We start from the raw sequence: 25953 nt of genomic DNA on the forward strand, positions 1-25953 counted from the left end.
TGCGGTGGTACGTCACGTCATTGTTCCGCCCGCAGCCGGAAGGACCGGCTGCGGGCGGTGTGGATCAGTTCCTGCTTGCGTCACGCCGCGGAGCGGCGGCCTCCCTGAGCGCCGCCACCGGCGCGACCGCGACGGGCACGACCGCCGGCGCCGCCACCGGATCCGGCGGAACCGCTCCTGGCCTGGCCGCCACCCTGACCCTGACTCTGGCCCTGACCCTGCCGGGGAACCCTGCGCTGCCCCTGGCCCTGGCCCTGACCGGCCGCGGCGCCCCCGCTCCCACGGGGCCGACGGCGCCGCTGGGCGGAGCCGGGCCGCGCGGACGGCTGCTGCTGCTGCGGCTGCGGCGTCTCGATGACGACCGGGACGCCCGAGGGCTCCCGCGCCCCGGTGATCCGTACGAGCTCCTCGTCGGAGGACGAGACGCGCGCCGTGTTGGGGCTGATCTCCGCGTCCGACATGAGCCGCGTCATCTCACGCTTCTCGTCGGGGAGCACGAGGGTGACGACGCTGCCCGACTCCCCCGCCCGCGCGGTGCGTCCGCCCCGGTGGAGGTAGTCCTTGTGGTCGGTGGGCGGGTCGACGTTCACGACCAGGTCGAGGTCGTCGACGTGGATGCCGCGCGCCGCGACGTTCGTCGCGATCAATGCGGTGACCTGGCCGGTCTTGAACTGGTCGAGCGTCCGGTTGCGCTGCGGCTGCGAGCGTCCGCCGTGCAGCCCGGAGGCGCGTACGCCGTTGGCGAGCAGCCGCTTGGTGAAGCGGTCCACCGCGCGCTTGGTGTCCAGGAACATGATCACGCGGCCCTCGCGGGCGGCGATGCGCATGGCGACGGCCTTCTTGTCCGTCTCGTCGGCGACGTAGAGCACGTGGTGCTCCATCGTGGTCACCGCGCCCGCCGACGGGTCGACGGAGTGCACGACGGGATCGGTGAGGAACATCCGTACGAGCCGGTCGATGTTCTTGTCGAGCGTCGCCGAGAACAGCATTGTCTGGCCGCCCTGCTCGACCTGCTTGAGCAGCGCCGTGACCTGCGGCATGAAGCCCATGTCGGCCATCTGGTCGGCCTCGTCGAGGACGGTCGTACGGACCCGGGACAGGTCGCAGTCGCCGCGCTCGATCAGGTCCTTGAGGCGGCCGGGGGTGGCCACGAGGACCTCGGCGCCGCGGCGCAGCGTCCCGGACTGCCGGGTGATCGACATGCCGCCGACGACGGTGGCCATGCGGAGGTTCACCGAGGTGGCGTACGGGGTGAGGGCGTCCGTGACCTGCTGGGCCAGCTCGCGCGTGGGAACCAGGACCATGGCGAGCGGGGACTTCGACTCGGCGCGGTGCCCGGCCGTGCGGGCCAGGAGGGCGAGGCCGAAGGCGAGGGTCTTGCCGGAGCCGGTGCGTCCGCGGCCGAGGATGTCGCGCCCGGCGAGGGAGTTCGGGAGCGTCGCCGCCTGGATCGGGAAGGGCTCGGTGACGCCCTGGGAGGCCAGCGTCTTCAGGAGGGCCTCGGGCATGTCCAGGTCACCGAAGGCCTCGACGGCCGGCAGCGCGGGCGTGATGCTCTCGGGCAGTGCGAACTCGCCGCCCTGCACGGGCCTGCGTCCGCCGGACTTCTTCGCGGACTGCGAAGAATGCGCGGAGCCCTTCGCCTGGCCGTTCGGCCGGCCCTTTCCGCCTGCGGTGGCGGGACGCTTGCGGGCGGGGCGCGCCGGGCGTTCGGAGCGGTTCATGCAGTAATGCCTTCCTGGTCGCTGGACTTTCCGGACCTCTGAGCCGGTGCGGCTCTGGGCCCGTCGGGCCCGATGACAGCGCAAGCCGAGGCCCGCACCTTCCGGTGCGGGCCTCGGCTGTGAGGTTCGCGCGCTGCGGCGATCAGGCAGGAACGATGTTCTCGGCCTGCAGGCCCTTCTGGCCCTGGGTCACCTCGAAGGAGACCTTCTGGCCCTCGACGAGCTCACGGAAGCCGGAGGACGCGATGTTCGAGTAGTGGGCGAAGACGTCGGGGCCGCCGCCGTCCTGCTCGATGAAGCCGAAGCCCTTTTCCGAGTTGAACCACTTAACGGTGCCGGTTGCCATGTCAATCTCCTCAACAGGGGCAGTGAATGGAGAAACACCGAATTGCGAATCTCCAGCGCTGCAATGACCCCATACCGGAGAGAACCGGAAAAACAATAATGCGCCCTCGGAGCATTCCCGTCAGGCGCACATAAAGTTCATGGGTACCAAAACTGCAACACTAAAAGCCTAACACGCTCACGCGCCCGCGTGTTCCCGGACCCGCGAGACGCGTACGCCTCACACCTACCTTACGCCCCGTACACCCCGACCGCCGCCCGCCCGCACCCGCGCTCGCGCTCGCACCCGCCGCTGTACAGAACTGACCATTCGTCAGTTTCCCGAGCGCGCCCCTTCCCCGCTCAACGGCGCCTCGCTACCTTCGTCCCCCTGCCGAACAATCGCTTGGTTGGGCCGATGGGAAGCATGGGAAGGCGGACCGATGCGCATCTCTCGTACCCGTACCGCGACCGGACTCGTGATCGCCGCGGTTGCCCTGGGCACCCTGCCCGCCTGGGCGTCCCCCGCCGGGATCGCCGCACCCGGCACACCCACCGCGGCCACCGCGGCCACCGCGCCCCGGTCCCCGGCCGACACCGTGCGTCACATTCCGTTGCAGGGCGCGGTCAATGTGCGGGACGTCGGCGGCTACCGCATGTACGACGGGGAGCAGGTCCGTTACGGCCGGGTCTTCCGCGGCGACGCCCTCGGCAAGCTCACCGACACCGATCTGCGCACCCTCGCCGGGCTCGGCCTGACGAAGGTCGTCGACTTCCGGGTGCCCGCCGAGGTGCAGTACGACGGCGCGGACCGGCTGCCCGCCGGGGTCGCCGCGGTCTCCCGGCCGATCACCGACAACGGCCTGTTCACCCGGCTGCTCACCGCGATCGCCTCCAAGGACCCGGTCAAGCAGGAGGAGATGCTGGGCAACGGCAGGGCGGCGGCGTTCATGCGGGACGTCTACCGCACCTTCGTCACCGACGACGTCAACCGCGCGCAGTTCGCCGCCACCCTGCGCGACATCGCGGCCGGCGGCTCACCACTGCTCTACCACTGCACCGCGGGCAAGGACCGCACCGGCTGGACGACATATCTGCTGCTGCGCCTGGTCGGCGTGCCGGACCGGACCGCGACCGGCGACTACCTGGCGTCCAACACCTACCGGGCCGCGTACGACGCGCGGCTGCGCGAGGCGCTCAAACAGGGCGGCCTCATGCAGAACCCGGACCTGATCATCCCGCTCCAGGAGGTCCGCACCGACTACCTCGGCACGGCGCTCGACGAGGCGACGAAGCGGTACGGGGGTCTCCAGGGGTACCTGACCAAGGGGCTCGGGCTCGACGCCCGCACGGTCCTGCGACTGCGCGAGGAGCTGGTCGGCCGATGAACCCGGCGGACTCCCGCGGCGAGACGCCGAGGACCGCCTACCGCCTGGACGGCAGGACCGTCCTGATCACCGGCGCGGGCCGCGGCCAGGGCGCGGCGGAGGCCCGGCTCTTCGCCGAGGCGGGGGCGCGGGTCGTGGTGACGGACGTACGCGAGGAGGAGGGGCGCGCGGTGGCCGGTTCCCTGGGGGACCAGGGGCTGTTCGTACGGCACGACGTGAGCGACGCGGCGGACTGGGCGTCGGCCGTGGCGGGTGCGCTCGATGCCTTCGGGCGCCTCGACGTCCTGGTGAACAACGCCGCGCTGTGGCGCACGGCGTCCGTGGAGGACGAGACGCGCGAGAACTTCGAGACCGTGCTCCGGGTCAATCTGCTGGGGCCCTTCCTGGGCATCCAGGCGGTGCTGCCCGCGCTGAAGGAGGCGGGCGGCGGTTCGGTGGTGAACGTGTCCTCGACGGCCGGTCTCGTCGGCATCCCGGGGCACGCGGCGTACGGGTCGTCGAAGTTCGGGCTGCGGGGCCTGACCCGGTCGGCGGCGCTGGACCTGGCGAAGTACCGGGTGCGGGTCAACTCCGTGCATCCGGGGGTGATCGACACCCCGATGATCTCCGCGGCCTCCGCCGGGCGGGACTTCTCGCATCTGCCGCTGGGCAGGATGGGCCGCCCGGAGGAGGTCGGCGCTCTCGTGCTGTTCCTTGCGTCGGACGCGTCGTCGTACGTCACGGGGGCGGAGTTCACCGTGGACGGCGGGTCGACGACGGGGTGAGGGCCGGTTCAGTGGCGGCCGGTGAAGTGCACCGAGCGCAGTTTGAGGCGGTCCGATGCGGGGTGCCCGTGCGGGCGCAGCGTCCAGGAGTCGCCGGTGCAGTCGGGCTCGGTGAACACCATCACCCAGGTGTCGGTGTCGTTGTGCGGGGCGAACGCGGGCTCGGAGGCCTCGGGGTCCGCGACCTCGGGGAGCGTGGCGCAGCCGGGGCTTTGCGGGTCGTGGAGCGTGGCCTTCCGGGGGGTTCCGTCGAGGCCCACGAACTTGTACGAGAAGTCGCCTTCGGCGGCGTTCGCCGAGGTCGGCAGGGTGACGACGAGGACGAGCGCGCCGAGGGCGGCGGCGACGGTGTGGCGCAGGCGCATGGGGTCCGTTTCGGTCCGGCGCCGGACGCGGGGTCCGGCGGGGTGGGTGGCCGGACCCGTACGGGAGTCGACGGGTCCGCCAGGCGCTCTCCCCGCTCGGCGGCCCCGGGACACGCGGTGTCACCCGTGCGGTGCTGCCGCATCGATTCTTCGTACGCTGTGCGGGTTACCCTCCGGCCTGGTCCTGGAAGGCGGGCAGGGCGAAGATCCGGGTCTTCGCCGTATCGTCCATCAGCTCGACGAGGGGCATGACCAGCTCCCACAGGTCCTGCTTGTCGACCTCCCTGGCCAGCGCGTCAAGGGCGGGCTCGGGCAGCGCCCCCGCGGTGTCGGCGACGGCCTTGCGGGACTGAGCGGGCAGCACGTCGACCAGTGGCAGGAACTCCGCCCACAGCCCGGTGGCCACGACGGCCCTGACGACCCCGCCGAGCACGTCCGCGTCCCGCAGCGAGGGCAGTTCGGCCACCGTGCGCCGCTCCTCGTCGCCGAGCAGCGCGACCAGCGGAAGCAGGGACTCCCACAGGTCCTGCTCCGCCACCGTGGCGACCAGGGAGTCGAGGCGGTGCTGCGGCTGTGCGGCGGTGAGCGAGGCGATGCGGCCGCGCTGCTCCCCGGTGACCATGCCGGCGACGGCCAGCGCCTCGGGCCACAGGCCGTCGGCGGACGCCGAGCCGATGACCGACGCGAGCCGGTCGGGGCCCATCAGCTCGATGAGGTGGCCGAGCCGTTCGGGCACGTCGATCGCGAAGCCCGTCCGCAGCACGGCGGCGTCGTCGACCTGCGGCAGGATGCGGCGCAGCGCGGGGTCGGGCAGGTGGCCGACGAAGCGGCCCATGGTGAGGTGGTCGCCGCGTTCGGCGAGCGCCACGGCGATGCGGACGAGCAGGTCCTCGTCGAGCCGGCCGACGATGCCCTCGATGCGGCGCGGGTCGAGGTGGGCGCAGGCCGGGGCGGTGAAGGAGACCGGCAGCTTCTCGATGATGTCGGCGGCGCGCGCGGGTTCGAGCCGTCCCGCGACGGCGGCGGCCAGGCGCGGGCCGAGGGCCTTCTGCGAGATGGCGGCGGCCACTCCGGCAGGCACCAGCTTGGTCGCGGACGCGATCCGGTCGAGCATGTCGGGCGCCCGGTCGAAGAGCGCCGCGACGCTCTGGGCGCGGAATCGGCGTACGTCCTCGACGGGCAGCGCCTGGAGGAAGGCGAGCGTGTCGGGTTCGACGTCGAGCAGGTGGGCGATCTTGCGGGTCTCGGCCCTGCCGCGCAGCTTGTCCATGCTGACTCCTCGCTCCACTCGGCTATCGGAAGAGAATGCGGCGGACGGGGCCGCGGGCCAGCGCGGGCACGAGTGCGAGCGCGTCTTCGGCGGCCTCGTTCAGTCCCGCGGCGCGGCTCTCGCGCTGCCGCTCCAGCGCGTCGGCCAGCGCCGCCAGCTGCTCGGGATCCAACTCCCGGAAGGATTCGGGTGGTTGGTCGCGCAGTTCCGCGCCGAGTCGCTCGTGTTGTGCCCGTGCTCCGGTGTCCACGTCGCCTCCCAGGGCTGACCCCACGGCTGGGTACGGGTCCCGAGACTGACGCCGAACTGACTTTTAGTCAATAGTGGCGGCGGGCGGGGGCCTGGGAGCCGTGCCGCCGGTCATGCCCACGTAATCTTGCGCGGATGAAACGTGCCGGTCTCCTCCTTCTCGTCGCCCTCGCCCTGGCCTCCGCCGTCGCCGCCTACGCCCTGGGCGGCGGCTCGCACGGCGACGGCGCGGGCAGCGGCGACCCCCAGCACGGCGGGCAGGGGCTGGCCGCGCCCGCGAAGAAGGAGCTCGCCCAGAAGCTGGTGTCGAGCGCGGAGAACTCGACGCTCGACTGGCGCGGCCAGTACGGCTACGTCGAGGACATCGGCGACGGGCGCGGCTACACGGCGGGGATCATAGGTTTCTGCACCGGCACCCACGACCTGCTTGCCCTCGTCGAGCGCTACACCAAGGACCACCCGGACAACGGCCTGGCCCGCTATCTGCCCGCCCTGCGCGAGGTCGACGGCAGCGACTCGCACGAGGGCCTCGCGCCCGGCTTCCCCGACGCGTGGCGGGCGGAGGCGTCGAAGGCCGCGTTCCGTTCGGCGCAGGACCGCGCGCGCGACCGCGGCTACTTCGACCCGGCGGTGCGCCTGGCCAGGCGCGACGGGCTCGGCACGCTCGGCCAGTTCGTCTACTACGACGCGATGGTCGTGCACGGCCCCGGCGCGCGCGGCTTCGACGGCCTGCGCGCGGCGGCGCTGAAGAAGGCGGACCCACCGTCCCGGGGCGGCGGGGAGAAGGCGTACCTCGACGTCTTCCTGGACATCCGCCGCGGGGCGATGAAGCGGGAGGCGGCCCACCGCGACACCTCGCGCGTGGACACGGCGCAGCGGAAGTTCCTCGACGACGGCAATCTGGGCCTGGACACGCCGCTGACCTGGAAGGTGTACGGGGATACGTACAAGGTGCCGTAGGGCCCTTTCCCCGTACACCGTCCGGGCGCAGCTCAGCCCTTGACCGCGCCCGCCGCCAGGCCCGAGCCGAGCTTCCGGTGCACGATCACGAAGAAGATCATCACCGGCACGGTGACCAGCGTGGAGCTGGCCATGACCGGGCCCCAGGCCGTCGAGTTCTCACCGAAGAACTGGTAGATGCCCACGGCGGCCGTGTACTTGTCGCTGCCCTTCATGAAGGTGTACGCGAAGACGAACTCGTTCCACGCCGTGATGAAGGCGAAGATCGAGGTGGCCACGAGCCCCGGCGCCACCAGCGGGAGCAGCACCGACCAGAACATCCGCGGCCAGGAAGCGCCGTCGATGTACGCCGCCTCCTCGACCTCCTTGGGCACGGTGGCGACGAAGCCGCGCAGCGTCCAGATGGCGAACGGGAGCGAGAGGGCGATGTAGACGACGCTCAGCCCCAGCAGGGAGTTGAGCATGTCGTAGTCCCGCATCTGGATGAAGAGCGGGATGACCAGCGCCTCCAGCGGCACCATCTGCACGATCAGGATCATGATCAGCACGGAGGTGCGGAAGCGGAACTTGAACCGTGCCACCGCGATGGCCGCGAAGAGCGAGAGCAGCGCGGCCGCGACGATCGTGGCGATGCCGACGACCGCCGAGTTCAGCAGGTACGTACCGAAGTTGCCCTTGTCGAAGACGAACTCGAAGTGTTCGAGGCTCAGGCCGCTCGGCAGCACGTCCGAGCCGCGCACGGAGGCCTTCGGGTCGAGCGCCGTGGAGATCATCCAGTAGACGGGGAAGAGCGTGAAGAGGAGCAGGCCGACGACGGCGGCCGGCAGGCCGACGCGTGCGGCGAGAGTGGTGCGGCGGGTGGTCACAGGTCCTCCTCCCCCTGGCGGAACAGCGTGCGGATGTAGACGACGGTGATGGCCAGGAGCAGCACGGTGAGCAGGACCGCGGCCGCGGCTCCCGTGCCGTAGTCGTTCTTGGCGAAGGCCTGGATGTAGGAGAAGACGCCGAGGTTGTAGACGTCCTCGTTGGAGCCGTCGCCGCCGGGTTGCAGATAGACCTGGGTGAAGACCTTGAAGTCCCAGATGGTGGAGAGGATGGTCACCACGAGGAAGACGGGCTTGATCGTCGGCACGGTGATGTTCCAGAACCGCTGCCAGGCGTTGGCCCCGTCGAGCTCCCCCGCCTCGTACAGCTCCTTGGGGATCGTCATGAGTCCCGCGAGGACGGTGATGGCGACGAAGGGGAAGCCGTGGTGGACGACGTTGAGCGTGGCGATGGCGTAGAACGGACCGCGCTCGGTGAACCAGTTGGTGGTCTCGGGGTCGATCAGGCCGATCGAGCCCGCGAGCTGGCTCGCCATGCCGTCCTGCGGCTGGAAGAGCCAGATCCAGACGTACGTGCCGGTGACCGCGGGCATCGCCCAGGCGGCGAGGATCGCGATCGAGCAGATCATCCGCCAGGTGGCGCCGAGGCGGTTGAGCAGCAGGGCCACCAGGGTGCCGAGCGCGACGGTGAGGCCGACGCAGGCGACGGCGAAGAAGACGGTGTTGGGCAGGACCGTCTGCCACAGCAGGCTGCTGGAGAGCAGGTCGCTGTAGTGGTCGAAGCCGGTGAACGTGCCCTTGCCGCCGCCGAACTTGACCTCGTAGTCCTGCAGGGAGAGCTTGCCGACCTGGATCAGCGGCCAGAGCAGCAGGCCCACGAGGACCACGAGGGACGGCGCGAGCAGCAGCCAGGGCCGGGTGCTCGTGATCAGTTTCTTGCGGCGCAGGGCCGCCTGTGCCCCGCCGTCGGGCTGTTGCCGGGGGCCGCGGCGGGCCGGGATCTTCGGCCCGCCGCCGACGGGCGTGTCCTTCACGACAGTCGCGTCCTTCACAGTGCCGAACTCGCCCTCGTTCACTTGTCCTTCGCGAGAATCGCGTTCACGTCCTTGGCCGCCTTGTCCGCCGCCTCCTTGACGCTGGACTTGCCGGTCAGGATGGACTGGATCATGGCCGGAACGACCTTGGAGGCCTGCATCTCGCTGTACGCCTTGGTCTTGGGCATGGTGGCCCCGGCCTCGATCATCTGCTTGGCGAACGGCTCGACCAGCGGGTCCTTCTTGGCCTCGATCTTCTTCAGTTCGGAGTTCTGGCCGGGGAAGTAGTTGGTCTGCTCGGCCCACTTGGCGGCGAACTCACCGGTGGTCAGCATCTTCACGAACTCCCAGGCCAGCGCCTGCTTGTGCGACTTGAAGGTGGAGAGGTAGGAGCCGCCGAGGAACGACTTGGACATGCCGCCGTTCTGACCGGGGATCGGGACGACCCCGAGCTTGCCCTTGAGCTTGGGGTTGTTGTCGGTGATGGCCTTCGGTGTCCAGTTGCCGCCGATGGACATCGCGACCTCACCCTTGTTCCAGGCGTCGCCGACCTCCTTCTCCGTCCAGGTGTTGACCTTGGCCGGGGAGACCTTGTCCTTGGTGGCGAGGCCGGTGTAGAACTCGATGCCCTTGATGGACTCCGGGGAGTTGATGGCGGCGGTGTACTTGCCGCCCTCCTCCTTGGCGAGGTCGCCGCCGGCGCCCCAGACGAAGGGCATGGCGAACATCTCCGCGCCGCCCGCCACCGGGAACGGAACCAGGTCCGGCTCCTTCGACTTCAGCGTCTTCGCGGTGGACTCCAGCTCCTTCCAGGTCGTGGGGGCCTTCAGGTGGTGCTTCTCGAAGATGTCCTTGCGGTACACGATCGAGCGGACGCCCGCGTACCACGGCATGCCGTACTGCTTGCCGTCGAGCGTTCCCGCGTCCTTCAGGCCCGCGACGAGGTCGTCACCGAGGCCGGACTTCTTCACGTCGTCCGTCACGTCGACGAGCGCCTCGGCGTCGGCGAACTGCGGGAGCCAGGTGGTGCCGACCTCCGCCACGTCGGGCACCTGGTCGGCGCCGCCCTCGATGGCGGTGGTGAACTTCTTCTGGGCGGTGGCCCACTGCTGGTACTCGACCTTGATCTTGGCGCCGGTCTTCTTCTCGAAGGCGTCTCCCGCCTCCTTGAAGAAGGGCCGCGCGTCGGGGTTGGTCCCCTCCATGATCCATACGGTGAGGGTCTTGCCCTTGCCGTCGGTGGCGCTGCCGCCGTCGTCGCCGTCATCGCCACCGCACGCCGTAGCGGTCAGTCCGAGACTCATGGCGATACAACCAGCGGCGATGACACGTCGATTCATGCCGGCCCCCTCCAGGTTCCGATTGGTGGGAGCGATTGTGGTCACACCGGGCCTAGGCGGTCTAGACCCATTGGTATAAGCGGCCGAACCGTAATGAGGGTTGCGAGTGACGCAACATACGCTCATAGCATTGCGCCCCACGCAACGCACCCGTTCACCGGTCCGGGCGCATCGTCACGTCGGCCGCCGTGCTGTTCCGCGTCCCCGTCGCGGCGCTCGCGCTCTCCCGCGTCGTGCTGATCAAGGAGCTCGGCCTGGACCGGCTCCACCGGTGGGACGCGGCCCCGGACGCCACGACGCCCGCCCGGGTCCGGTCGGGGACGGGGCGGGCGCCGCTCAGTTCCGTACGCCGTTGTACGGGACGTCTGAGAGGTCGTACGGAAGCAGACCGTACGGGCTAGGCGGTCAGGGCGCGGTCCGTCGGGCGGATCGGGGCCGGAAGATCACTCGCACCGGTGAGGAAGCTGTCCACGCCGCGCGCCGCCGAGCGGCCCTCGGCGATGGCCCAGACGATGAGCGACTGGCCCCGGCCGGCGTCGCCTGCGACGAAGACGCCGGGGACGTTCGTCTGGAACTCGGCGTCCCGCGCGATGTTGCCGCGCGCGTCGAGTTCGAGGCCGAACTGGTCCACGAGGCCGTTCTCGCGGTCCGTGCCGGTGAAGCCCATGGCGAGGGTGACGAGCTGGGCGGGGATCTTGCGCTCGGTGCCCGGCTTCGGGGTCAGCTTGCCCTCGATGAACTCCACCTCGACGAGGTGCAGGAACTGGACGTTGCCCTCCTCGTCCCCCTCGAAGTGCGTGGTGTTGACGGCGTAGACGCGCTCGCCGCCCTCCTCGTGCGCGGAGGTGACCTTGTACAGCATGGGGAAGGTCGGCCACGGCTGGTGCGGGGCGCGGTCCTCGCCCGGCCTCGGCATGATCTCCAGCTGGGTCACGGAGGCCGCGCCCTGGCGGTGGGCGGTGCCCACGCAGTCCGCGCCGGTGTCGCCGCCGCCGATGACGACGACGTGCTTGCCCTCGGCGGAGACGGGCGTGGTGACGTAGTCGCCCTCCTGGACCTTGTTGGCCAGCGGCAGGTACTCCATGGCCTGGTAGATGCCCTTGAGTTCCCGGCCGGGGACGGGCAGGTCGCGGGCGGTGGTGGCGCCGGCGGCGATGACGACCGCGTCGTAGCGCCTGCGCAGCTTCGCCGCGTCGATGTCGCGGCCGATCTCCACGCCGGTGCGGAACTTGGTGCCCTCCGCGCGCATCTGCTCGATGCGGCGGTTGATGTGCCGCTTCTCCATCTTGAACTCGGGGATGCCGTAGCGCAGCAGGCCGCCGATGCGGTCGGCGCGCTCGTAGACGGCGACGGTGTGTCCGGCCCGCGTCAGCTGCTGGGCGGCGGCCAGGCCCGCGGGGCCCGAGCCGATGACCGCGACGGTCTTGCCGGAGAGGCGCTCCGGCGCCTGGGGCGCGACGTCGCCGCGGTCCCAGGCCTGGTCGATGATCGAGACCTCGACGTTCTTGATGGTGACGGGCGGCTGGTTGATGCCGAGCACGCACGCCGACTCGCACGGGGCCGGGCAGAGCCGCCCGGTGAACTCCGGGAAGTTGTTCGTGGCGTGCAGCCGCTCCTGAGCGGCCGACCAGTCCTCGCGGTAGGCGTAGTCGTTCCACTCCGGGATGAGGTTCCCGAGCGGGCAGCCGTTGTGGCAGAACGGGATGCCGCAGTCCATGCAGCGCGAGGCCTGCTTGGAGATGATCGGCAGGAGCGAGCCGGGAACGTAGACCTCGTTCCAGTCCTTGACGCGCTCGTCGACCGGGCGGGTCCGCGCGACCTCGCGGCCGTGGTTCAGAAAGCCCTTGGGATCAGCCATTGGTCGCCGCCTCCATCATCTTCTCGGTGATCTCGGTCTGGGAGAGACCGGCCCGCTCGGCGGCGTCCTTGGCGGCGAGCACTGCCTTGTACGTGGTGGGGATGATCCTGCTGAAGCGCTGCACGGCGGTGTCCCACTCGGCGAGCAGCTTCTCGGCGACGGTGGAGCCCGTCTCCTCCTGGTGGCGGCGCACGACGTCGTGCAGCCACTGCTTGTCGCTCTCGTCGAGGGGCTCGACGGCCGCGGCGTTGCCGGCGTTGACGTTGTCGCGGTCGAGGTCGATGACGTATGCGATGCCGCCGGACATGCCGGCCGCGAAGTTGCGTCCGGTCTCGCCGAGGACGACCGCGTGGCCGCCGGTCATGTACTCGCAGCCGTGGTCGCCCACGCCCTCGGAGACCACCGTCGCACCGGAGTTGCGGACGCAGAAGCGCTCGCCGGTGCGGCCGCGCAGGAACAGCTCGCCGCCGGTCGCGCCGTACGCGATGGTGTTGCCCGCGATGGTCGAGTACTCGGCGAGGTGATCGGCGCCGCGGTCCGGGCGGACGATGATGCGGCCGCCGGAGAGGCCCTTGCCGACGTAGTCGTTGGCGTCGCCCTCCAGGCGCAGCGTCACACCGCGCGGCACGAAGGCGCCGAAGGACTGGCCCGCGGATCCGGTGAAGGTGATGTCGATGGTGTCGTCGGGCAGGCCCGCGCCGCCGAACTTCTTCGTCACCTCGTGGCCGAGCATGGTGCCGACCGTGCGGTTGATGTTGCGGATGGGGACCTGTGCGCGGACCGGGTGGGCGTCCGCCACGCCGGCCGCGGCGAGCGCGTCGGCGGCGAGCTTGATCAGCTCGTTGTCGAGCGCCTTCTCCAGGCCGTGGTCCTGGGACGCGATCCGGTGCCGGACGGCGCCCGCGGGCAGCGACGGCACGTGGAACAGCGGTGCCAGGTCGAGTCCCTGCGCCTTCCAGTGGCTGACGGCCTTGTCGGTGTCGAGGAGTTCGGCGTGGCCGACGGCCTCCTCGATGGAGCGGAAGCCGAGTTCGGCGAGGAGCTCGCGGACCTCTTCGGCGATGAACTCGAAGAAGTTGACGATGTACTCGGCCTTGCCGGAGAAGCGGTCCCGCAGCGCCGGGTTCTGCGTGGCGATGCCGACCGGGCAGGTGTCCAGGTGGCAGACGCGCATCATGACGCAGCCCGAGACGACGAGCGGCGCGGTCGCGAAACCGAACTCCTCGGCGCCGAGCAGCGCGGCGATGATGACGTCGCGGCCGGTCTTGAGCTGGCCGTCGGTCTGTACGACGATGCGGTCGCGCAGGCCGTTGAGGAGCAGGGTCTGCTGGGTCTCGGCGAGGCCGAGCTCCCAGGGGCCGCCCGCGTGCTTCAGGGAGGTCAGCGGGGAGGCGCCGGTGCCGCCGTCGTGCCCGGAGATGAGGACGACGTCCGCGTGGGCCTTGGAGACGCCCGCGGCGACCGTGCCGACGCCGACCTCGGAGACCAGCTTGACGTGGATCCGCGCCTGCGGGTTCGCGTTCTTCAGGTCGTGGATCAGCTGGGCGAGGTCTTCGATGGAGTAGATGTCGTGGTGCGGCGGCGGCGAGATGAGGCCGACGCCGGGCGTCGAGTGACGCGTCTTGGCGACCCACGGGTAGACCTTGTGTCCTGGCAGCTGGCCGCCCTCGCCGGGCTTCGCGCCCTGCGCCATCTTGATCTGGATGTCGTCGGCGTTGACGAGGTACTCGCTGGTGACGCCGAAGCGGCCGGAGGCGACCTGCTTGATCGAGGAGCGGCGCGCCGGGTCGTACAGGCGCTCGGGGTCCTCGCCGCCCTCACCGGTGTTGGACTTGCCGCCCAGCTGGTTCATGGCGATGGCGAGGGTCTCGTGCGCCTCCTTGGAGATGGAGCCGTACGACATGGCGCCGGTCGAGAAGCGCTTGACGATCTCGGAGGCGGGCTCGACCTCGTCGACGGGGATCGACGGGCGGTCCGACTTGAGCTCGAACAGGCCGCGCAGCGTCATCAGCCGCTCGGACTGCTCGTTCACGCGGTCCGTGTACTGCTTGAAGACGTCGTAGCGGCGGTTGCGCGTGGAGTGCTGGAGGCGGAAGACCGTCTCGGGGTCGAACAGGTGCGGCTCGCCCTCGCGGCGCCACTGGTACTCGCCGCCGATGTCGAGGGCGCGGTGCGCGGAGGGGACGCCGGAGGCCGGGTAGGCCTTGGCGTGCCGGGCGGCGACCTCCTGGGCGACGACGTCGAGCCCGGCGCCGCCGATCTTCGTCGTCGTACCGCTGAAGTACCGCTCGACGAAGGCCCTTTCGAGACCGATGGCCTCGAAGACCTGGGCGCCGCGGTAGGAGGCGACGGTGGAGATGCCCATCTTGGACATGACCTTCAGGACGCCCTTGCCGAGGGCGTGGATCAGGTTGCGGATGGCCTGCTCGGCCTCCATGCCCGGCAGGAAGGTGCCCGCGCGGACGAGGTCCTCGACGGACTCCATCGCCAGGTAGGGGTTGACGGCCGCGGCGCCGTAGCCGATGAGGAGGGCTACGTGGTGGACCTCGCGCACATCGCCCGCCTCGACGAGCAGGCCTACCTGGGTGCGCTGCTTGGTGCGGATGAGGTGGTGGTGGACGGCCGAGGTGAGCAGCAGCGAGGGGATCGGCGCGTGCTCGGCGTCGGAGTGCCGGTCGGAGAGCACGATCAGGCGGGCGCCGGCCTCTATGGCGGCGTCGGCCTCGGAGCAGATCTCGTCGATGCGGGCGGCGAGGGCGGCGCCGCCCCCGCTGACGCGGTAGAGGCCGGAGAGCGTCGCGGCCTTCATGCCGGGCATGTCGCCGTCGGCGTTGATGTGGATGAGCTTGGCGAGCTCGTCGTTGTCGATCACCGGGAAGGGCAGGGTGACGCTGCGACAGGAGGCGGCGGTCGGGTCGAGCAGGTTGCCCTGCGGGCCGAGCGAGCTGTGCAGCGAGGTGACGAGCTCTTCCCGGATGGCGTCAAGCGGCGGGTTGGTGACCTGCGCGAACAGCTGCGTGAAGTAGTCGAAGATCAGCCGCGGGCGGGCGGAGAGGGCCGCGATGGGGGTGTCCGTGCCCATGGAGCCGAGCGGCTCGCCGCCGGTCTTGGCCATCGGCGCGAGGATGATGCGCAGCTCTTCCTCGGTGTAGCCGAAGGTCTGCTGGCGGCGCGTGACGGAGGCGTGCGTGTGCACGATGTGCTCGCGCTCGGGCAGGTCGGAGAGCTCGATCTCGCCGGCTTCCAGCCACTCCTGGTACGGCTTCTCGGCGGCCAGCGACGCCTTGATCTCGTCGTCCTCGACGATGCGGTGCTCGGCGGTGTCGACGAGGAACATCCGGCCGGGCTGCAGGCGGCCCTTGCGGACGACCTTCGCGGGGTCGATGTCCAGGACGCCGACCTCGGAGCCGAGGACGACGAGGCCGTCGTCGGTGACCCAGTAGCGGCCCGGGCGCAGGCCGTTGCGGTCGAGGACCGCGCCGACCTGGGTGCCGTCGGTGAAGGTGACGCAGGCCGGGCCGTCCCAGGGCTCCATCATCGTGGAGTGGTACTGGTAGAAGGCGCGCCGTGCCGGGTCCATGGAGGCGTGGTTCTCCCAGGCCTCGGGGATCATCATCAGGACGGAGTGCGGGAGCGAGCGGCCGCCGAGGTGCAGGAGTTCCAGCACCTCGTCGAAGGACGCGGAGTCGGAGGCGTCCGGCGTACAGATCGGGAAGAGGCGGTCGAGGCTCTTGTTCCCGGCGCCGAACAGCTCGGAGGCGAGCTGCGACTCGCGGGCCCGCATCCAGTTGCGGTTGCCCTTGACCGTGTTGATCTCGCCGTTGTGCGCGACGAAGCGGTACGGGTGCGCGAGCGGCCAGCTCGGGAAGGTGTTCGTCGAGAAGCGGGAGTGGACGAGCGCGACGGCCGTGGCGAAGCGGCGGTCGGACAGGTCGGGGAAGAACGGCTCCAGCTGGCCGGTGGTCAGCATGCCCTTGTAGACGATCGTGCGGGACGAGAGCGAGGGGAAGTACGTCCCGGCCTCGCGCTCGGCGCGCTTGCGCAGCAGGAAGGCCTTGCGGTCCAGCTCCAGGCCCGTGGTGTCGCCGTCGGCGACGAAGACCTGCCGGAAGACGGGCATGGTCGAGCGCGCGGTGGCGCCGAGCAGCTCGGGGGCGACGGGCACGTCGCGCCAGCCGAGGACCGTCAGGCCCTCCTCGGAGGCGATCGTCTCGATCTGTGAGACGGCTCCCTCGGTCGTACCGGCGGTGTCCACCGGGAGGAAGGCGATGCCGACGGCGTAGGCGCCGGCCGCGGGCAGCTGGAATCCGGCCACCTCGCGCAGGAAGGCGTCGGGGACCTGGAGCAGGATGCCCGCACCGTCACCCGAGTCCGGCTCGGAGCCGGTGGCGCCGCGGTGCTCGAGGTTGCGCAGTACGGTCAGCGCCTGTTCGACCAGTTCATGGCTGGCCACACCGGTCAGAGTGGCCACGAACCCGACACCGCAGGCGTCGTGTTCGTTGCGGGGGTCGTACAGCCCCTGGGGGGCGGGGCGACCGTCCATGGGCGACCAGGCGTGGGTACGCATCGGCACTCCCGTCGTCGTCGAGGCATTGGTGAAAGGCGAGGGACGACGTTGGCCCTGGCGAAATTTCGTGCAGGTTACATGATGGAACGCTTCTCGAAAAGCGGATAGCTCATTCCACCATGTGGACACCGCTCGCGGAGTGGGGAGCGGTTCGCGGGGACCCTGCGGACAGATCCGTGACCGACGGCCCTGGGAGCCCGCCTTCGGACAGGCCCTGAGCGAAGCAGGCCTCATTGCCCGCAGCGCTTACGGCTCATGCCCCGCGATCAGCCACTCGAAACCGCCGAGTAACGGAAACTTATGCGAGCTCTCGCATACCCCTGCGGCGGCTCATCCTACGGCCGTACCGAACAGCCCGCCCAGGGCGTACGTCACACCGGCCGCGGCCCCACCGAGCGCGAGCTGCCGCAGACCGCTGAACCACCAGGACCGCGCGGTGACCTTGGCCACCACCGCGCCGCAGGCGAAGAGGCCGATCATCGCGAGCAGCAGGGCGGGCCAGAGCACGGTGGCGCCGAGCAGGTACGGCAGGACGGGAAGCAGCGCGCCGAGCGCGAACGAGCCGAAGGACGAGACCGCGGCGACGGTCGGCGAGGGCAGGTCGCCGGGGTCGATGCCGAGCTCCTCGCGGGCGTGGATCTCCAGGGCCTGCTCGGGGTCCTTGGACAGCTGCCGGGCGACCTCGCGGGCCAGTCCGGGCTCGACGCCGCGCGAGGCGTACAGCTCGGCGAGCTCGCGCTCCTCGTCCGCGGGATGCTTGCGCAGCTCACGGCGCTCGATGTCCAGTTCGGCCTCGACGAGCTCGCGCTGCGAGGCCACGGAGGTGTACTCGCCCGCCGCCATGGAGAAGGCTCCCGCGGCGAGCCCCGCGAGACCGGTGATGACGATGGTCTGCTGCGAGACGGAGCCGCCCGCCACGCCGGTCATCAGGGCGAGGTTGGAGACGAGCCCGTCCATCGCGCCGAAGACCGCCGGGCGCAGCCAGCCGCCGTTCACATCGCGGTGGGTGTGGTTGTCGCGGTGCGCCTCGTGCAGCGTCGCTTCGGTCTCGATGATCGCCATGGTGAGCCCCCTCGTGCGTGGTCGGACACCTCGAAAGTACGCGCGAAAAAAATCTCCCGCCAGCAAGGAAGGCCGTACTTACCTGCGAAAACGCGCCGTGGTGGGGGCGGTTGTCCGGCCACGGGACGCGCCTCCGCGACGGGCGAAGGGGTGATCTGAGCTCATGCGTGCTCGTGTGAGCGTCTCGCGTGGCAGGGATGCAGCAAGGACCGCATCCAGCGGTCCGTGCACACCCGCGCACCTTCGCGCGGGTGTGCGCGGGTCCGCGTACAAGGGAGGCACGGCATGGCGTCCATCGCATGCGTTCCCTCGGCCACGGCGCCCGGCGGCGCCGACGACCTCCGCGAGCGGGCGCGCGGCGCGCTGCTCGGCCTCGCGGTCGGCGACGCGCTCGGCGCCCCCGCCGAGAACATGAAGCCGTCCGAGATCCGTCGCCGCTGGGGCCGCATCACGGGGTACGTGGCCGAGCACCCGGCGGGCACGGACGACACCGAGTACGCGATCTTCTCCGGCCTTCTCCTCGCCCGGCACGGCTCCGCGCTGACGGTCGCCCACGTCGAGGCGGCCTGGCACGAGTGGATCGCCGACCTGGACGAGGGCCCGTTCCGCGGCGCGGGCTTCAGCGAGCGCGGCACCCTGGAGAACCTGCGCAGGGGCCTGGCCGCGCCCATCTCCGCCCAGCACCGGCACGCGTGGAGCGACGGTCTCGCGATGCGGGCCGCGCCCTTCGGCGTCTTCGCCGCGGGCCGCCCCGGCGAGGCGGCCCGCCTCGTCGCGGTCGACGGCTCCGTCAGCCATGACGGCGAGGGCATCTACGGCGGCCAGGCGGTGGCGGCGGGCGTCGCGGCGGCGATGGGCGGAGCGCGGGTGGACGCCGTCGTGACGGCGGCTCTCTCCGTCATCCCGGACGACTGCTGGACGGCTCGCTCCCTGCGGCGCGCGGTGGCGGTCGCGCACCGGGGCGAGCGGGCGGTCCGCTCCGCGGTGGTCATCGGCGGCTACCCCTGGACGGACCTCGCGCCCGAGGCGGTGGGTCTCGCGTTCGGGGCGTACGCGGTGGCGCGCGGGGACTTTCGCGGCGCGGTGCTCTCCGCGGTGAACATGGGGCGGGACGCGGACACGACGGGGGCGGTCGCGGGGGCGCTCTCCGGCGCCACGTGTGGCGCCTCGGCGATCCCGGCGCCCTGGGCTGCGGCGATCGGGCCGGTGCGGGGCAGTTGTCTTCCCTCCATGCGGGGGCGCCACGTCCTGGACGTGGCCGATCTCCTGGCCCCCGCGGGCGGGGTCTCGTGACGCCAGGGGACCCCGCCGGGCCGGGGTGCGGCTCGCCTCCGGCGGTGCCGGGGTGCGGCTCGCCTCCGCCGGTGCCGGGGTGCGGCTCGCCTCCGCCGGTGCCGGGGTGCGGCTCGCCTCCGCCGCTCCCCGGCGTCGCATCGCCCCACACCTCGAACCCCGCCGCTCCGCGGCGGATCCTTCCCACCCACCCACCCATTTGCCCCGCACCGTCCAGCACCGCAACAGACCAACCCGCGCCCGCTCTGGAGCGGAGCCGCACCGCCGAAGCCCTCCTCCTCGGGCTCGCCGCAGGCGACGCCGCCGGGTGGCCCGCCGCGCGGCACAGAGCGTCCCGCATGCCCGAGTGGACACGGCGGCTCACCCGCGAGCTCGACACCTTCGCCGAGCAGAACGCCACGACCACCCTCCCCGTCCCCATCGCCCTGAACCAGCCCCCTGAACCGCTGCGCCTCGGCCCCTCCGACGACGCCGAATGGGCGGCCTTCACCGCCGAGTCGCTGCTTCGCGCGGCGGACGGCACCCTGGACGCGCGGCTGTCCCCGGACCGCCGGATCCGCGCGGCCCTGGACCTCGCCTGGAACACCCTCGCCGCCGAGATCGCCGCGGCGGCGGCCCGCGCCCCGGAGGTCGAGTCCGCCGTGCCGCCCCTGCGCGCCCGGATCTCCGTGCGCGCGGGCCTCGGCAATCTTGCCGCCGGTCTGCGGCCCCCCGCCACCGGCCACGACAACCCGCACTACTTCGACGACGCGGCCTGCGTACGCGCCTGTGTGCTCGCCCTGGCCCACCCCGGCGACCCCGAACGTGCCGCGGACCTCGCGGAGTTCGACGCCCGCTACACCCAGGACGGCGACGGCACGCACGGCGCCCGCGCCATGGCGGCGGCGATCGCCGCCGCCCTCGCCGACGCCGACGTCGACACCGCCGTGGACGCCGCCCTCGCCCAGCTCCCCGCGCACACGGAGATCGGCCGCAACGCCCGGCACGCCGTGAAGATGGCCCGCGCCCAGGCGGACGACGGCGCCTTCGCCCTCGTACCGCTCCTTGAGCACCAGATCGTCGACCACGTCTACAGCTACGGCATCGCCGCCGCCGAGACCGTCCCGGTCGCCCTCGCCCTGACGACCGCGGCCCGTGGCCGCATCGGCGAGGCGGTGCCCGCCGCCGCCTGCCTGTCGCGCGTCGCGGACTCCGCGCCCGCGCTGGCTGGCGCGCTCACCGGCGTACTGGGGACGGCGGCCGCGATCCCCGAGGCGTGGCGCGACGCCTGCCGCACCCTCTCCGGCTGCGCCCTGCCCCGCCTCGCGGGCACCGATCTGGTGGAACTCGCCGGGCATCTGGCAGACACGGAACTGGTCACTCCAAGGGGACAATCCCGACATGACGACCATGACGCCGCGTACTGATGAACCGCCCTCCGAGCCGGTACCGTCCGAGCCCTCCCTGTCCTGCCGCATCACGGGCAGCCTCGTCGGCGCCGCGGTCGGTGACGCGCTCGGCGGGCCCGTCGAGGGGTACACGCCCCAGCAGATCGCCGAGCGGCACGGCGGTCGGGTGCGCGGCATCGTCGGCCCCTGGAACGGCGACCGCTGGCGCACGGCCCGCCCCATCGCGCCGTACCACAAGGGCGACGGGCACGTCACCGACGACACCCTGATGACCCACGCCCTGATCCGGGTGTACGCCACGGTCCGCGACCACCTCGACGCCTACGCCGTGGCCGACCACCTCGTCCCCGACCTGATGACGAACCCGCGCTGGATCCCGGAGCTGGAGGCCGAGGCGCTCCCGCTGCACCGGATCTTCCTCGCCGAGAAGTGGCTCGCCACCCGTCTCCACTACGGCCACGTCGACCCGCGCGAGGCCGGCACCGGCAACATCGTCAACTGCGGCGCGGCGATGTACATGGCACCGGTCGGCCTGGTCAACGCGGCGGATCCGCGGGCCGCGTACGCCGAGGCCCTCGACATCGCGGGCGCCCACCAGTCCTCGTACGGCCGGGAGGCGGCGGGCGTCTTCGCGGCGGCGGTGGCGGCGGCCTGCGCGCCGGGCGCCACGACGGACTCGGTGATCGAGGCGTGCGTCGGTCTGGCGAAGGACGGCACGCGTGCGGCGATCGAGGCGGTGGCCGAAGTCGCCGCGCGGTACCGGGACTTCGAGGCGGCGCTGGCTCCGCTGCGCGCCGCCGTCGCCCCCTTCGACACCGTCGGTCCCGACTACCGCGCCCCGTCCCTCGGCGCCCGCCGCCCCTCCCGCCTGCACGCCATCGAGGAGCTGCCGGTCGCCCTCGGCATGCTCCTGGTCGGCGAGGCCGACTACCGCCGCACCGTGCTCGCCTCGGTCAACTACGGCCGCGACTGCGACTCCATCGCCACGATGAGCGGCGCGATCGTGGGCGCGCTGCGCGGCGAGGCGGCGGTCCCCGCGGAGTGGGCCGGACAGGTCGCCGAGGCCAGCCGTCTCGACCTGCGTGCCCCGGCGGCGGCGCTGACCGAGGTGGCCGAGGAGATCTTCGCCAGGGACGTACGCCGCCGGCGTACCCACGAGTCCGCGTTCACGGCCCTGACGGCCACGCGATGATCCGGCTGACCTGGGTCCAGCCGGAGGACCTGATCGGCCACGAGCTCCACCAGGCCGAGCAGGAGGGGCGCGCCGTCACCTCGGTGCGCGCCCGCTGGCTCGCGGCGGGCGGCCACCCGGCCCCGCTCCGCGCGGGCGCGTCACCGGGCCCGGCCCCCGCCCGCCTGCGGGCCCTCGCGGAGCAGCTCCTTGACGAACTGGCGCCCGGGCCGTGGCACGACGAGCCCGTCCCCACGGCGCCGGACACCGGCGGCGCGGCACCCGACGAGGACGGGCTGCGGCACCGGCTGCACGCCGCCTGGCTCGGCAGGGCCGCCGGCTGCCTGCTGGGCAAACCCGTGGAGAAGCTGCCCCTCGACGGCATCCGCGGCCTCGCCCGGGCGACCGGTAACTGGCCCCTCACCACCTGGTTCACCGAGCGCGGCCTGCCGCCCGAGCTCAAGGCGGCGTACCCCTGGAACAAGCGCTCCGCGGCCACTTCCCTCGCCGAGAACATCGACGGCATGCCCGAGGACGACGATCTCAACTACCCGCTGCTCAACCTGCTTCTGCTGCAGCGCCACGGCAAGGCCTTCACCACGGCGGACGTGGCGCGGCTCTGGCTCGATGAGCTGCCCGCGGGCCGCACCTTCACCGCCGAGCGCGTCGCCTACCGCAACCTCCTCCAGGGCATCGAGCCCCCGCACACCGCCACCCACCACAACCCCTTCCGCGAGTGGATCGGTGCCCTCATCCGCGCCGACCTGCACGGCTGGACCAACCCCGGCGCTCCGGCGGCCGCCGCCGGGCAGGCCCGCCGCGACGCCGTCCTGACCCACACCGCGAACGGCGTGTACGGCGCGATGTTCGTGGCCGCGACGATCGCCGAGGCGGCGGCCGGGCACGCGGACGTCCACGGCTGCCTGCGCGCGGGACTCGCCACCGTACCCGCGGACTCCCGCCTCTCCCGCGCGGTCAGCGGCGGCATGCAATTGGCGGCTCGCACAAGGGACTTCGACGACGTGGTGGACCGGCTCCACGAGACGTACGCGAACCACCACTGGGTCCACGTACTGCCCAACGCCGCCCTCCTCGCCGCCGCCCTCACCCACGCCAAAGGCGACTTCACCGGATCGATCACCCGCGCCGTCTCCGGCGGCTGGGACACCGATTCGAACGGCGCGACCGCGGGCTCCGTCGCGGGCCTCATCGCCGGGCACCCGGACCGTCTCCCCGGCCACTGGACGGCGCCCCTCAAGAACCGGCTCGCCACCTCCGTCGGCGACTTCGACGGCATCGGCTTCGACACCCTCGCAGAACTCACCGCCCGGGAGGCGCACCACTCATGACCCCCACCCCCCACATCGCCGTCCTCGGCAGCGCGAACATGGACCTCGTCGCGTACGTCGCGAAGGCCCCGCGGCGCGGTGAGACCGTGACGGGACGCGAGTTCCGCACCGCCCCCGGCGGCAAGGGCGCCAACCAGGCCGTCGCGGCGGCCCGCGCGGGCGCCACCGTCTCGATGATCGGCGCGGTGGGCACCGACGCCTACGGCACCCAGCTCCGCTCCGCCCTCGAACACTCCGGCGTCGACACGGACATGCTGCGCACCGTCGAGGGCCCGACCGGCACCGCCCACATCGTCGTGGACGACGACGGCGGCAACGCGATCGTCGTCGTCCCCGGCGCCAACGGCACCGTCACCGCCCTCACCCCCGGCGACGAGGGCCTCATCGCCTCCGCCGACGCCCTGCTGCTCCAGCTGGAGGTGCCGGTCGAGGGCGTGCTCGCCGCCGCGCGGGCCGCCCGCCGCCACGGCGTACGCACCGTTCTCACGCCGGCTCCCGCACAACACCTGCCCCCCGAACTCCTGGACGCCACCGACCTGTTGCTGCCCAACGAGCACGAGGCCGCCGCCCTCACCGGCATCATCGACGACCCGTCCGCCGCCGCCCGCTCACTCCTCTCCCAGGTCCCCGAGGTCGTCATCACACTCGGCTCGCGCGGCAGCCTGTACGCGGCCCGCGACACCGAACCGGTCACGGTGGCCGCCCCGCGGGTGCCCGCGGTCGACACGACGGGCGCGGGCGACACCTTCGCGGGCACCCTCGCCGTGGCGCTGGCCGAGGGCGCCTCCGTGGTGAAGGCGCTGACCTGGGCCTCGTCGGCCGCCGCGCTCTCCGTGCAGCGGCCCGGCGCCTCGGCGTCCATGCCGTACCGCAAGGAGATCGACGACGAGGCGGGCCGTACGCCATGACAGCTCCCCTCACCGGCATCCGCGTCCTCGACCTCGCCACCCTCTTCGCGGGCCCGCTCGCCGCCACCATGCTCGGCGACTTCGGCGCCGAGGTCGTCAAGGTCGAGCACCCCACACGCCCCGACCCCTCCCGCGGCCACGGCCCTTCGAAGGACGGCGTCGGCCTGTGGTGGAAGCTGCTCGGCCGCAACAAGCGCACCATGACCCTCGACCTGTCGACACCCGGCGGCCACGACACGCTGCTGCGGCTCGCCGCCACCGCCGACGTGGTCATCGAGAACTTCCGCCCCGGCACCCTGGAGAAGTGGGGACTCGGCTGGGCGGAGCTGAGCGCCGCCAACCCCCGCCTCGTCCTCACCCGCGTCACCGGCTTCGGCCAGTTCGGCCCCTGCTCCCGCCGCCCCGGCTTCGGCACCCTCGCCGAGGCGATGAGCGGTTTCGCCGCGATCACCGGCGATCCCGAAGGACCCCCGACGCTGCCGCCGTTCGGCCTCGCCGACTCGATCGCGGGCCTGGCCACGGCGTACGCGGTGCTCACCGCGCTCACGGCCCGCGACCGCACGGGCGAGGGGCAGGTGGTGGACATGGCGATCATCGAGCCGATCCTCACCGTCCTCGGCCCCCAGCCGCTCTGGTACGACCAGCTCGGCCACGTCCAGCCCCGCACCGGCAACCGCTCCACCAACAACGCGCCCCGCAACACCTACCGCACGGCGGACGGCAAGTGGGTCGCCGTCTCCACCTCGGCCCAGTCGGTAGCGGAGCGGCTGATGCGGCTGGTCGGCCGCCCGGAACTGATCGCGGAGCCGTGGTTCGCCTCGGGCGCGGACCGGGCGCGCCACGCCGACGTCCTCGACGAGGCGGTCGGCGGCTGGATCGCCCGGCGCACCCGCGCCGAGGTGATCGAGGCGTTCGAGAAGGCGGAGGCCGCGGTCGCTCCCGTCCAGGACGTACGCGACGTCATGACCGATCCCCAGTACGCGGCCCTCAACACCCTCACCACGGTCGACGACCCGGAACTCGGGCCCCTGCGCATGCAGAACGTCCTCTTCCGGCTCTCCGCGACCCCGGGCGCGATCCACTGGGCGGGCCGCCCGCACGGCGCCGACACCGACGCGATCCTCGCCGAACTCGGCCTGCGCGAACGGGAGATCACCACCCTGCGCAAGGAGGGCGCACTGTGACCGCGCCCTCTCCCCTGACCTGGCTGTACGTTCCCGGGGACCGGCCCGACGTGGTCGCCAAGGCCCTCCACGCGGGCGCCGACGCCGTGATCGTCGACCTGGAGGACGCGGTCGCCCCCGACCGCAAGGAGTACGCGCGCTCGGCGACCGCGGAACTCCTCTCCGAGCCCCAGCCGCTCCCCGTCCACGTCCGTGTCAACGCCCTGGACGGCCCGCTGGCCGACGCCGACCTGCGCGCCGTCGCCGCGCTGCCGGGCCTGGCGGGCCTGCGCCTGCCCAAGGTCGCCTCCCGCGCCGAGATCGTCCGCGTCGCCGACCGCGCGGCTCCCGCCGACGGCGGCGCCCCCGCCCTGCACGCCCTCGTCGAGTCGGCGCTCGGCCTGGAGCACGCCTTCGCCATCGCCACCGCGCACCCGGCCCTGCACGGCATCTCCCTCGGTGAGGCCGACCTCCGCGCGGACCTCGGCGTGCGCGCGGACGCGGGCCTCGACTGGGCGCGCTCCCGGGTGGTGGTGGCCGCACGGGCGGCGGGCCTGGTCCCGCCCGCCCAGTCGGTCCACCCGGACATCCGCGACCTGGACGGCCTCGCCGCCTCCTGCGCCCGTGGCCGCGCCCTCGGCTTCCTCGGCCGCGCGGCGATCCACCCCCGCCAGCTCCCGGTGATCGAACGTGCCTACCTGCCCACCGCCCGGGAGATCGAGGAGGCGGAGGAGATCACCAAGGCGGCGGCGACGGACGAGGGCGCGCTGGCACTCGCCGACGGCCGCTTCGTGGACAAGGCGGTGGTGGAGGGCGCCCGAAGGGTCCTGGCGCTGGCTCTGGCCCGCCGGGGGTAGCGCGGCTCCGTCCGGTGCCGGACTTTCCTCGCCCGCCGCACAGCTGAGGGGGCCGCCGGATCGTTCGATCCGGCGGCCCCCTCGACGTACAGCCG

General features: G+C 72.1%; 22 protein-coding genes. 11 read left to right on the forward strand and 11 right to left on the reverse strand.

The genetic code is table 11. The annotated features are described in order from the left end of the window. Nucleotides 1-80 precede the first annotated feature (80 nt). Complete coding sequence (locus ACFVYR_RS23295) at nucleotides 81-1724, reverse strand: DEAD/DEAH box helicase (protein WP_384255751.1); 1644 nt, start codon at nucleotides 1722-1724, stop codon at nucleotides 81-83. Nucleotides 1725-1866: 142 nt separating this feature from the next. Next, the gene (locus ACFVYR_RS23300; protein WP_055556530.1) at nucleotides 1867-2070 is read right to left on the reverse strand and encodes a cold-shock protein; all 204 of its coding nucleotides are present in this window, start codon (nucleotides 2068-2070) and stop codon (nucleotides 1867-1869) included. Between the two features lie 421 nt (nucleotides 2071-2491). On the opposite strand from ACFVYR_RS23300, the gene ACFVYR_RS23305 reads away from it, so the two are divergent. Beyond that, on the forward strand, nucleotides 2492-3436 hold the full coding sequence (locus ACFVYR_RS23305; protein WP_384255753.1) for a tyrosine-protein phosphatase: 945 nt from the start codon (nucleotides 2492-2494) through the stop codon (nucleotides 3434-3436). Next, nucleotides 3433-4200 (forward strand): SDR family NAD(P)-dependent oxidoreductase, encoded by a 768-nt coding sequence (locus tag ACFVYR_RS23310; protein ID WP_384255756.1) that lies wholly within the window; start codon nucleotides 3433-3435, stop codon nucleotides 4198-4200. Before ACFVYR_RS23305 ends, ACFVYR_RS23310 begins: the two co-directional genes overlap by 4 nt. A gap of 8 nt (nucleotides 4201-4208) precedes the next feature. Here ACFVYR_RS23310 and ACFVYR_RS23315 read toward each other — a convergent pair whose 3' ends face one another. From ACFVYR_RS23315 to ACFVYR_RS23325, 3 genes are all read right to left on the reverse strand, one after another. Continuing rightward, complete coding sequence (locus ACFVYR_RS23315; RefSeq protein WP_384255758.1) at nucleotides 4209-4565, reverse strand: hypothetical protein; 357 nt, start codon at nucleotides 4563-4565, stop codon at nucleotides 4209-4211. A 166-nt stretch (nucleotides 4566-4731) separates the two neighbouring features. Further along, nucleotides 4732-5835, reverse strand: a complete 1104-nt coding sequence (locus ACFVYR_RS23320) for a hypothetical protein (protein WP_384255760.1) — start codon at nucleotides 5833-5835, stop codon at nucleotides 4732-4734. Between the two features lie 22 nt (nucleotides 5836-5857). Next, nucleotides 5858-6085: a hypothetical protein gene (locus ACFVYR_RS23325; RefSeq protein ID WP_384255763.1), complete on the reverse strand. Its 228-nt coding sequence runs from the start codon at nucleotides 6083-6085 to the stop codon at nucleotides 5858-5860. Nucleotides 6086-6219: 134 nt separating this feature from the next. On the opposite strand from ACFVYR_RS23325, the gene ACFVYR_RS23330 reads away from it, so the two are divergent. After that, nucleotides 6220-7044: a chitosanase gene (locus tag ACFVYR_RS23330; protein WP_384255765.1), complete on the forward strand. Its 825-nt coding sequence runs from the start codon at nucleotides 6220-6222 to the stop codon at nucleotides 7042-7044. Between the two features lie 32 nt (nucleotides 7045-7076). Here the strand turns inward: ACFVYR_RS23330 and ACFVYR_RS23335 are convergent, their stop codons facing one another. The 3 genes from ACFVYR_RS23335 to ACFVYR_RS23345 are packed head-to-tail and all read right to left on the reverse strand — an operon-like array spanning nucleotide 7077 to nucleotide 10242. Further along, nucleotides 7077-7910, reverse strand: coding sequence for a carbohydrate ABC transporter permease (locus tag ACFVYR_RS23335; protein WP_384255768.1), 834 nt, complete (start codon nucleotides 7908-7910; stop codon nucleotides 7077-7079). Next, complete coding sequence (locus tag ACFVYR_RS23340) at nucleotides 7907-8902, reverse strand: carbohydrate ABC transporter permease (protein WP_384255771.1); 996 nt, start codon at nucleotides 8900-8902, stop codon at nucleotides 7907-7909. Before ACFVYR_RS23340 ends, ACFVYR_RS23335 begins: the two co-directional genes overlap by 4 nt. Before the next feature lie 38 nt (nucleotides 8903-8940). Then, nucleotides 8941-10242: a sugar ABC transporter substrate-binding protein gene (locus ACFVYR_RS23345; RefSeq protein ID WP_384255774.1), complete on the reverse strand. Its 1302-nt coding sequence runs from the start codon at nucleotides 10240-10242 to the stop codon at nucleotides 8941-8943. A gap of 188 nt (nucleotides 10243-10430) precedes the next feature. Between ACFVYR_RS23345 and ACFVYR_RS23350 the strand changes: the two genes are divergently transcribed. Next, on the forward strand, nucleotides 10431-10643 hold the full coding sequence (locus tag ACFVYR_RS23350; protein WP_384255776.1) for a hypothetical protein: 213 nt from the start codon (nucleotides 10431-10433) through the stop codon (nucleotides 10641-10643). Here the strand turns inward: ACFVYR_RS23350 and ACFVYR_RS23355 are convergent. The 3 genes from ACFVYR_RS23355 to ACFVYR_RS23365 form a co-directional block, all read right to left on the reverse strand. Beyond that, nucleotides 10640-12100, reverse strand: coding sequence for a glutamate synthase subunit beta (locus tag ACFVYR_RS23355; RefSeq protein WP_384255779.1), 1461 nt, complete (start codon nucleotides 12098-12100; stop codon nucleotides 10640-10642). The two genes, ACFVYR_RS23350 and ACFVYR_RS23355, sit on opposite strands and share 4 nt — an antisense overlap. Further along, entirely contained in the window at nucleotides 12093-16667 is a 4575-nt protein-coding gene (gltB, locus tag ACFVYR_RS23360; RefSeq protein ID WP_384255782.1) for a glutamate synthase large subunit, read from the reverse strand. Before gltB ends, ACFVYR_RS23355 begins: the two co-directional genes overlap by 8 nt. Before the next feature lie 330 nt (nucleotides 16668-16997). Next, complete coding sequence (locus ACFVYR_RS23365; protein WP_384255785.1) at nucleotides 16998-17729, reverse strand: VIT1/CCC1 transporter family protein; 732 nt, start codon at nucleotides 17727-17729, stop codon at nucleotides 16998-17000. A 285-nt stretch (nucleotides 17730-18014) separates the two neighbouring features. Here ACFVYR_RS23365 and ACFVYR_RS23370 point away from each other — a divergent pair, with 285 nt between their 5' ends. From ACFVYR_RS23370 to ACFVYR_RS23400, 7 genes are read left to right on the forward strand one after another with little or no spacing between them, the layout of a single operon-like run. Further along, complete coding sequence (locus ACFVYR_RS23370; protein ID WP_384255788.1) at nucleotides 18015-19022, forward strand: ADP-ribosylglycohydrolase family protein; 1008 nt, start codon at nucleotides 18015-18017, stop codon at nucleotides 19020-19022. After that, entirely contained in the window at nucleotides 18914-20428 is a 1515-nt protein-coding gene (locus ACFVYR_RS23375) for an ADP-ribosylglycohydrolase family protein (protein WP_384255921.1), read from the forward strand. Before ACFVYR_RS23370 ends, ACFVYR_RS23375 begins: the two co-directional genes overlap by 109 nt. Beyond that, nucleotides 20412-21602 (forward strand): ADP-ribosylglycohydrolase family protein, encoded by a 1191-nt coding sequence (locus tag ACFVYR_RS23380; RefSeq protein WP_384255923.1) that lies wholly within the window; start codon nucleotides 20412-20414, stop codon nucleotides 21600-21602. Before ACFVYR_RS23375 ends, ACFVYR_RS23380 begins: the two co-directional genes overlap by 17 nt. Then, nucleotides 21599-22930 carry an ADP-ribosylglycohydrolase family protein gene (locus tag ACFVYR_RS23385; protein ID WP_384255791.1) on the forward strand — a complete coding sequence of 444 codons (1332 nt, stop codon included), beginning with the start codon at nucleotides 21599-21601 and terminating at the stop codon, nucleotides 22928-22930. Before ACFVYR_RS23380 ends, ACFVYR_RS23385 begins: the two co-directional genes overlap by 4 nt. Beyond that, nucleotides 22927-23838, forward strand: coding sequence for a ribokinase (gene rbsK / locus ACFVYR_RS23390; RefSeq protein WP_389612504.1), 912 nt, complete (start codon nucleotides 22927-22929; stop codon nucleotides 23836-23838). The genes ACFVYR_RS23385 and rbsK overlap by 4 nt, the downstream gene beginning before the upstream one ends. After that, complete coding sequence (locus ACFVYR_RS23395; RefSeq protein WP_384255797.1) at nucleotides 23835-25022, forward strand: CaiB/BaiF CoA transferase family protein; 1188 nt, start codon at nucleotides 23835-23837, stop codon at nucleotides 25020-25022. Before rbsK ends, ACFVYR_RS23395 begins: the two co-directional genes overlap by 4 nt. Then, entirely contained in the window at nucleotides 25019-25858 is an 840-nt protein-coding gene (locus tag ACFVYR_RS23400) for an HpcH/HpaI aldolase/citrate lyase family protein (RefSeq protein ID WP_384255800.1), read from the forward strand. The genes ACFVYR_RS23395 and ACFVYR_RS23400 overlap by 4 nt, the downstream gene beginning before the upstream one ends. Nucleotides 25859-25953: the final 95 nt, after the last annotated feature.

Source organism: Streptomyces sp. NPDC058284, assembly GCF_042881135.1.
Taxonomy (GTDB): Bacteria; Actinomycetota; Actinomycetes; order Streptomycetales; family Streptomycetaceae; genus Streptomyces.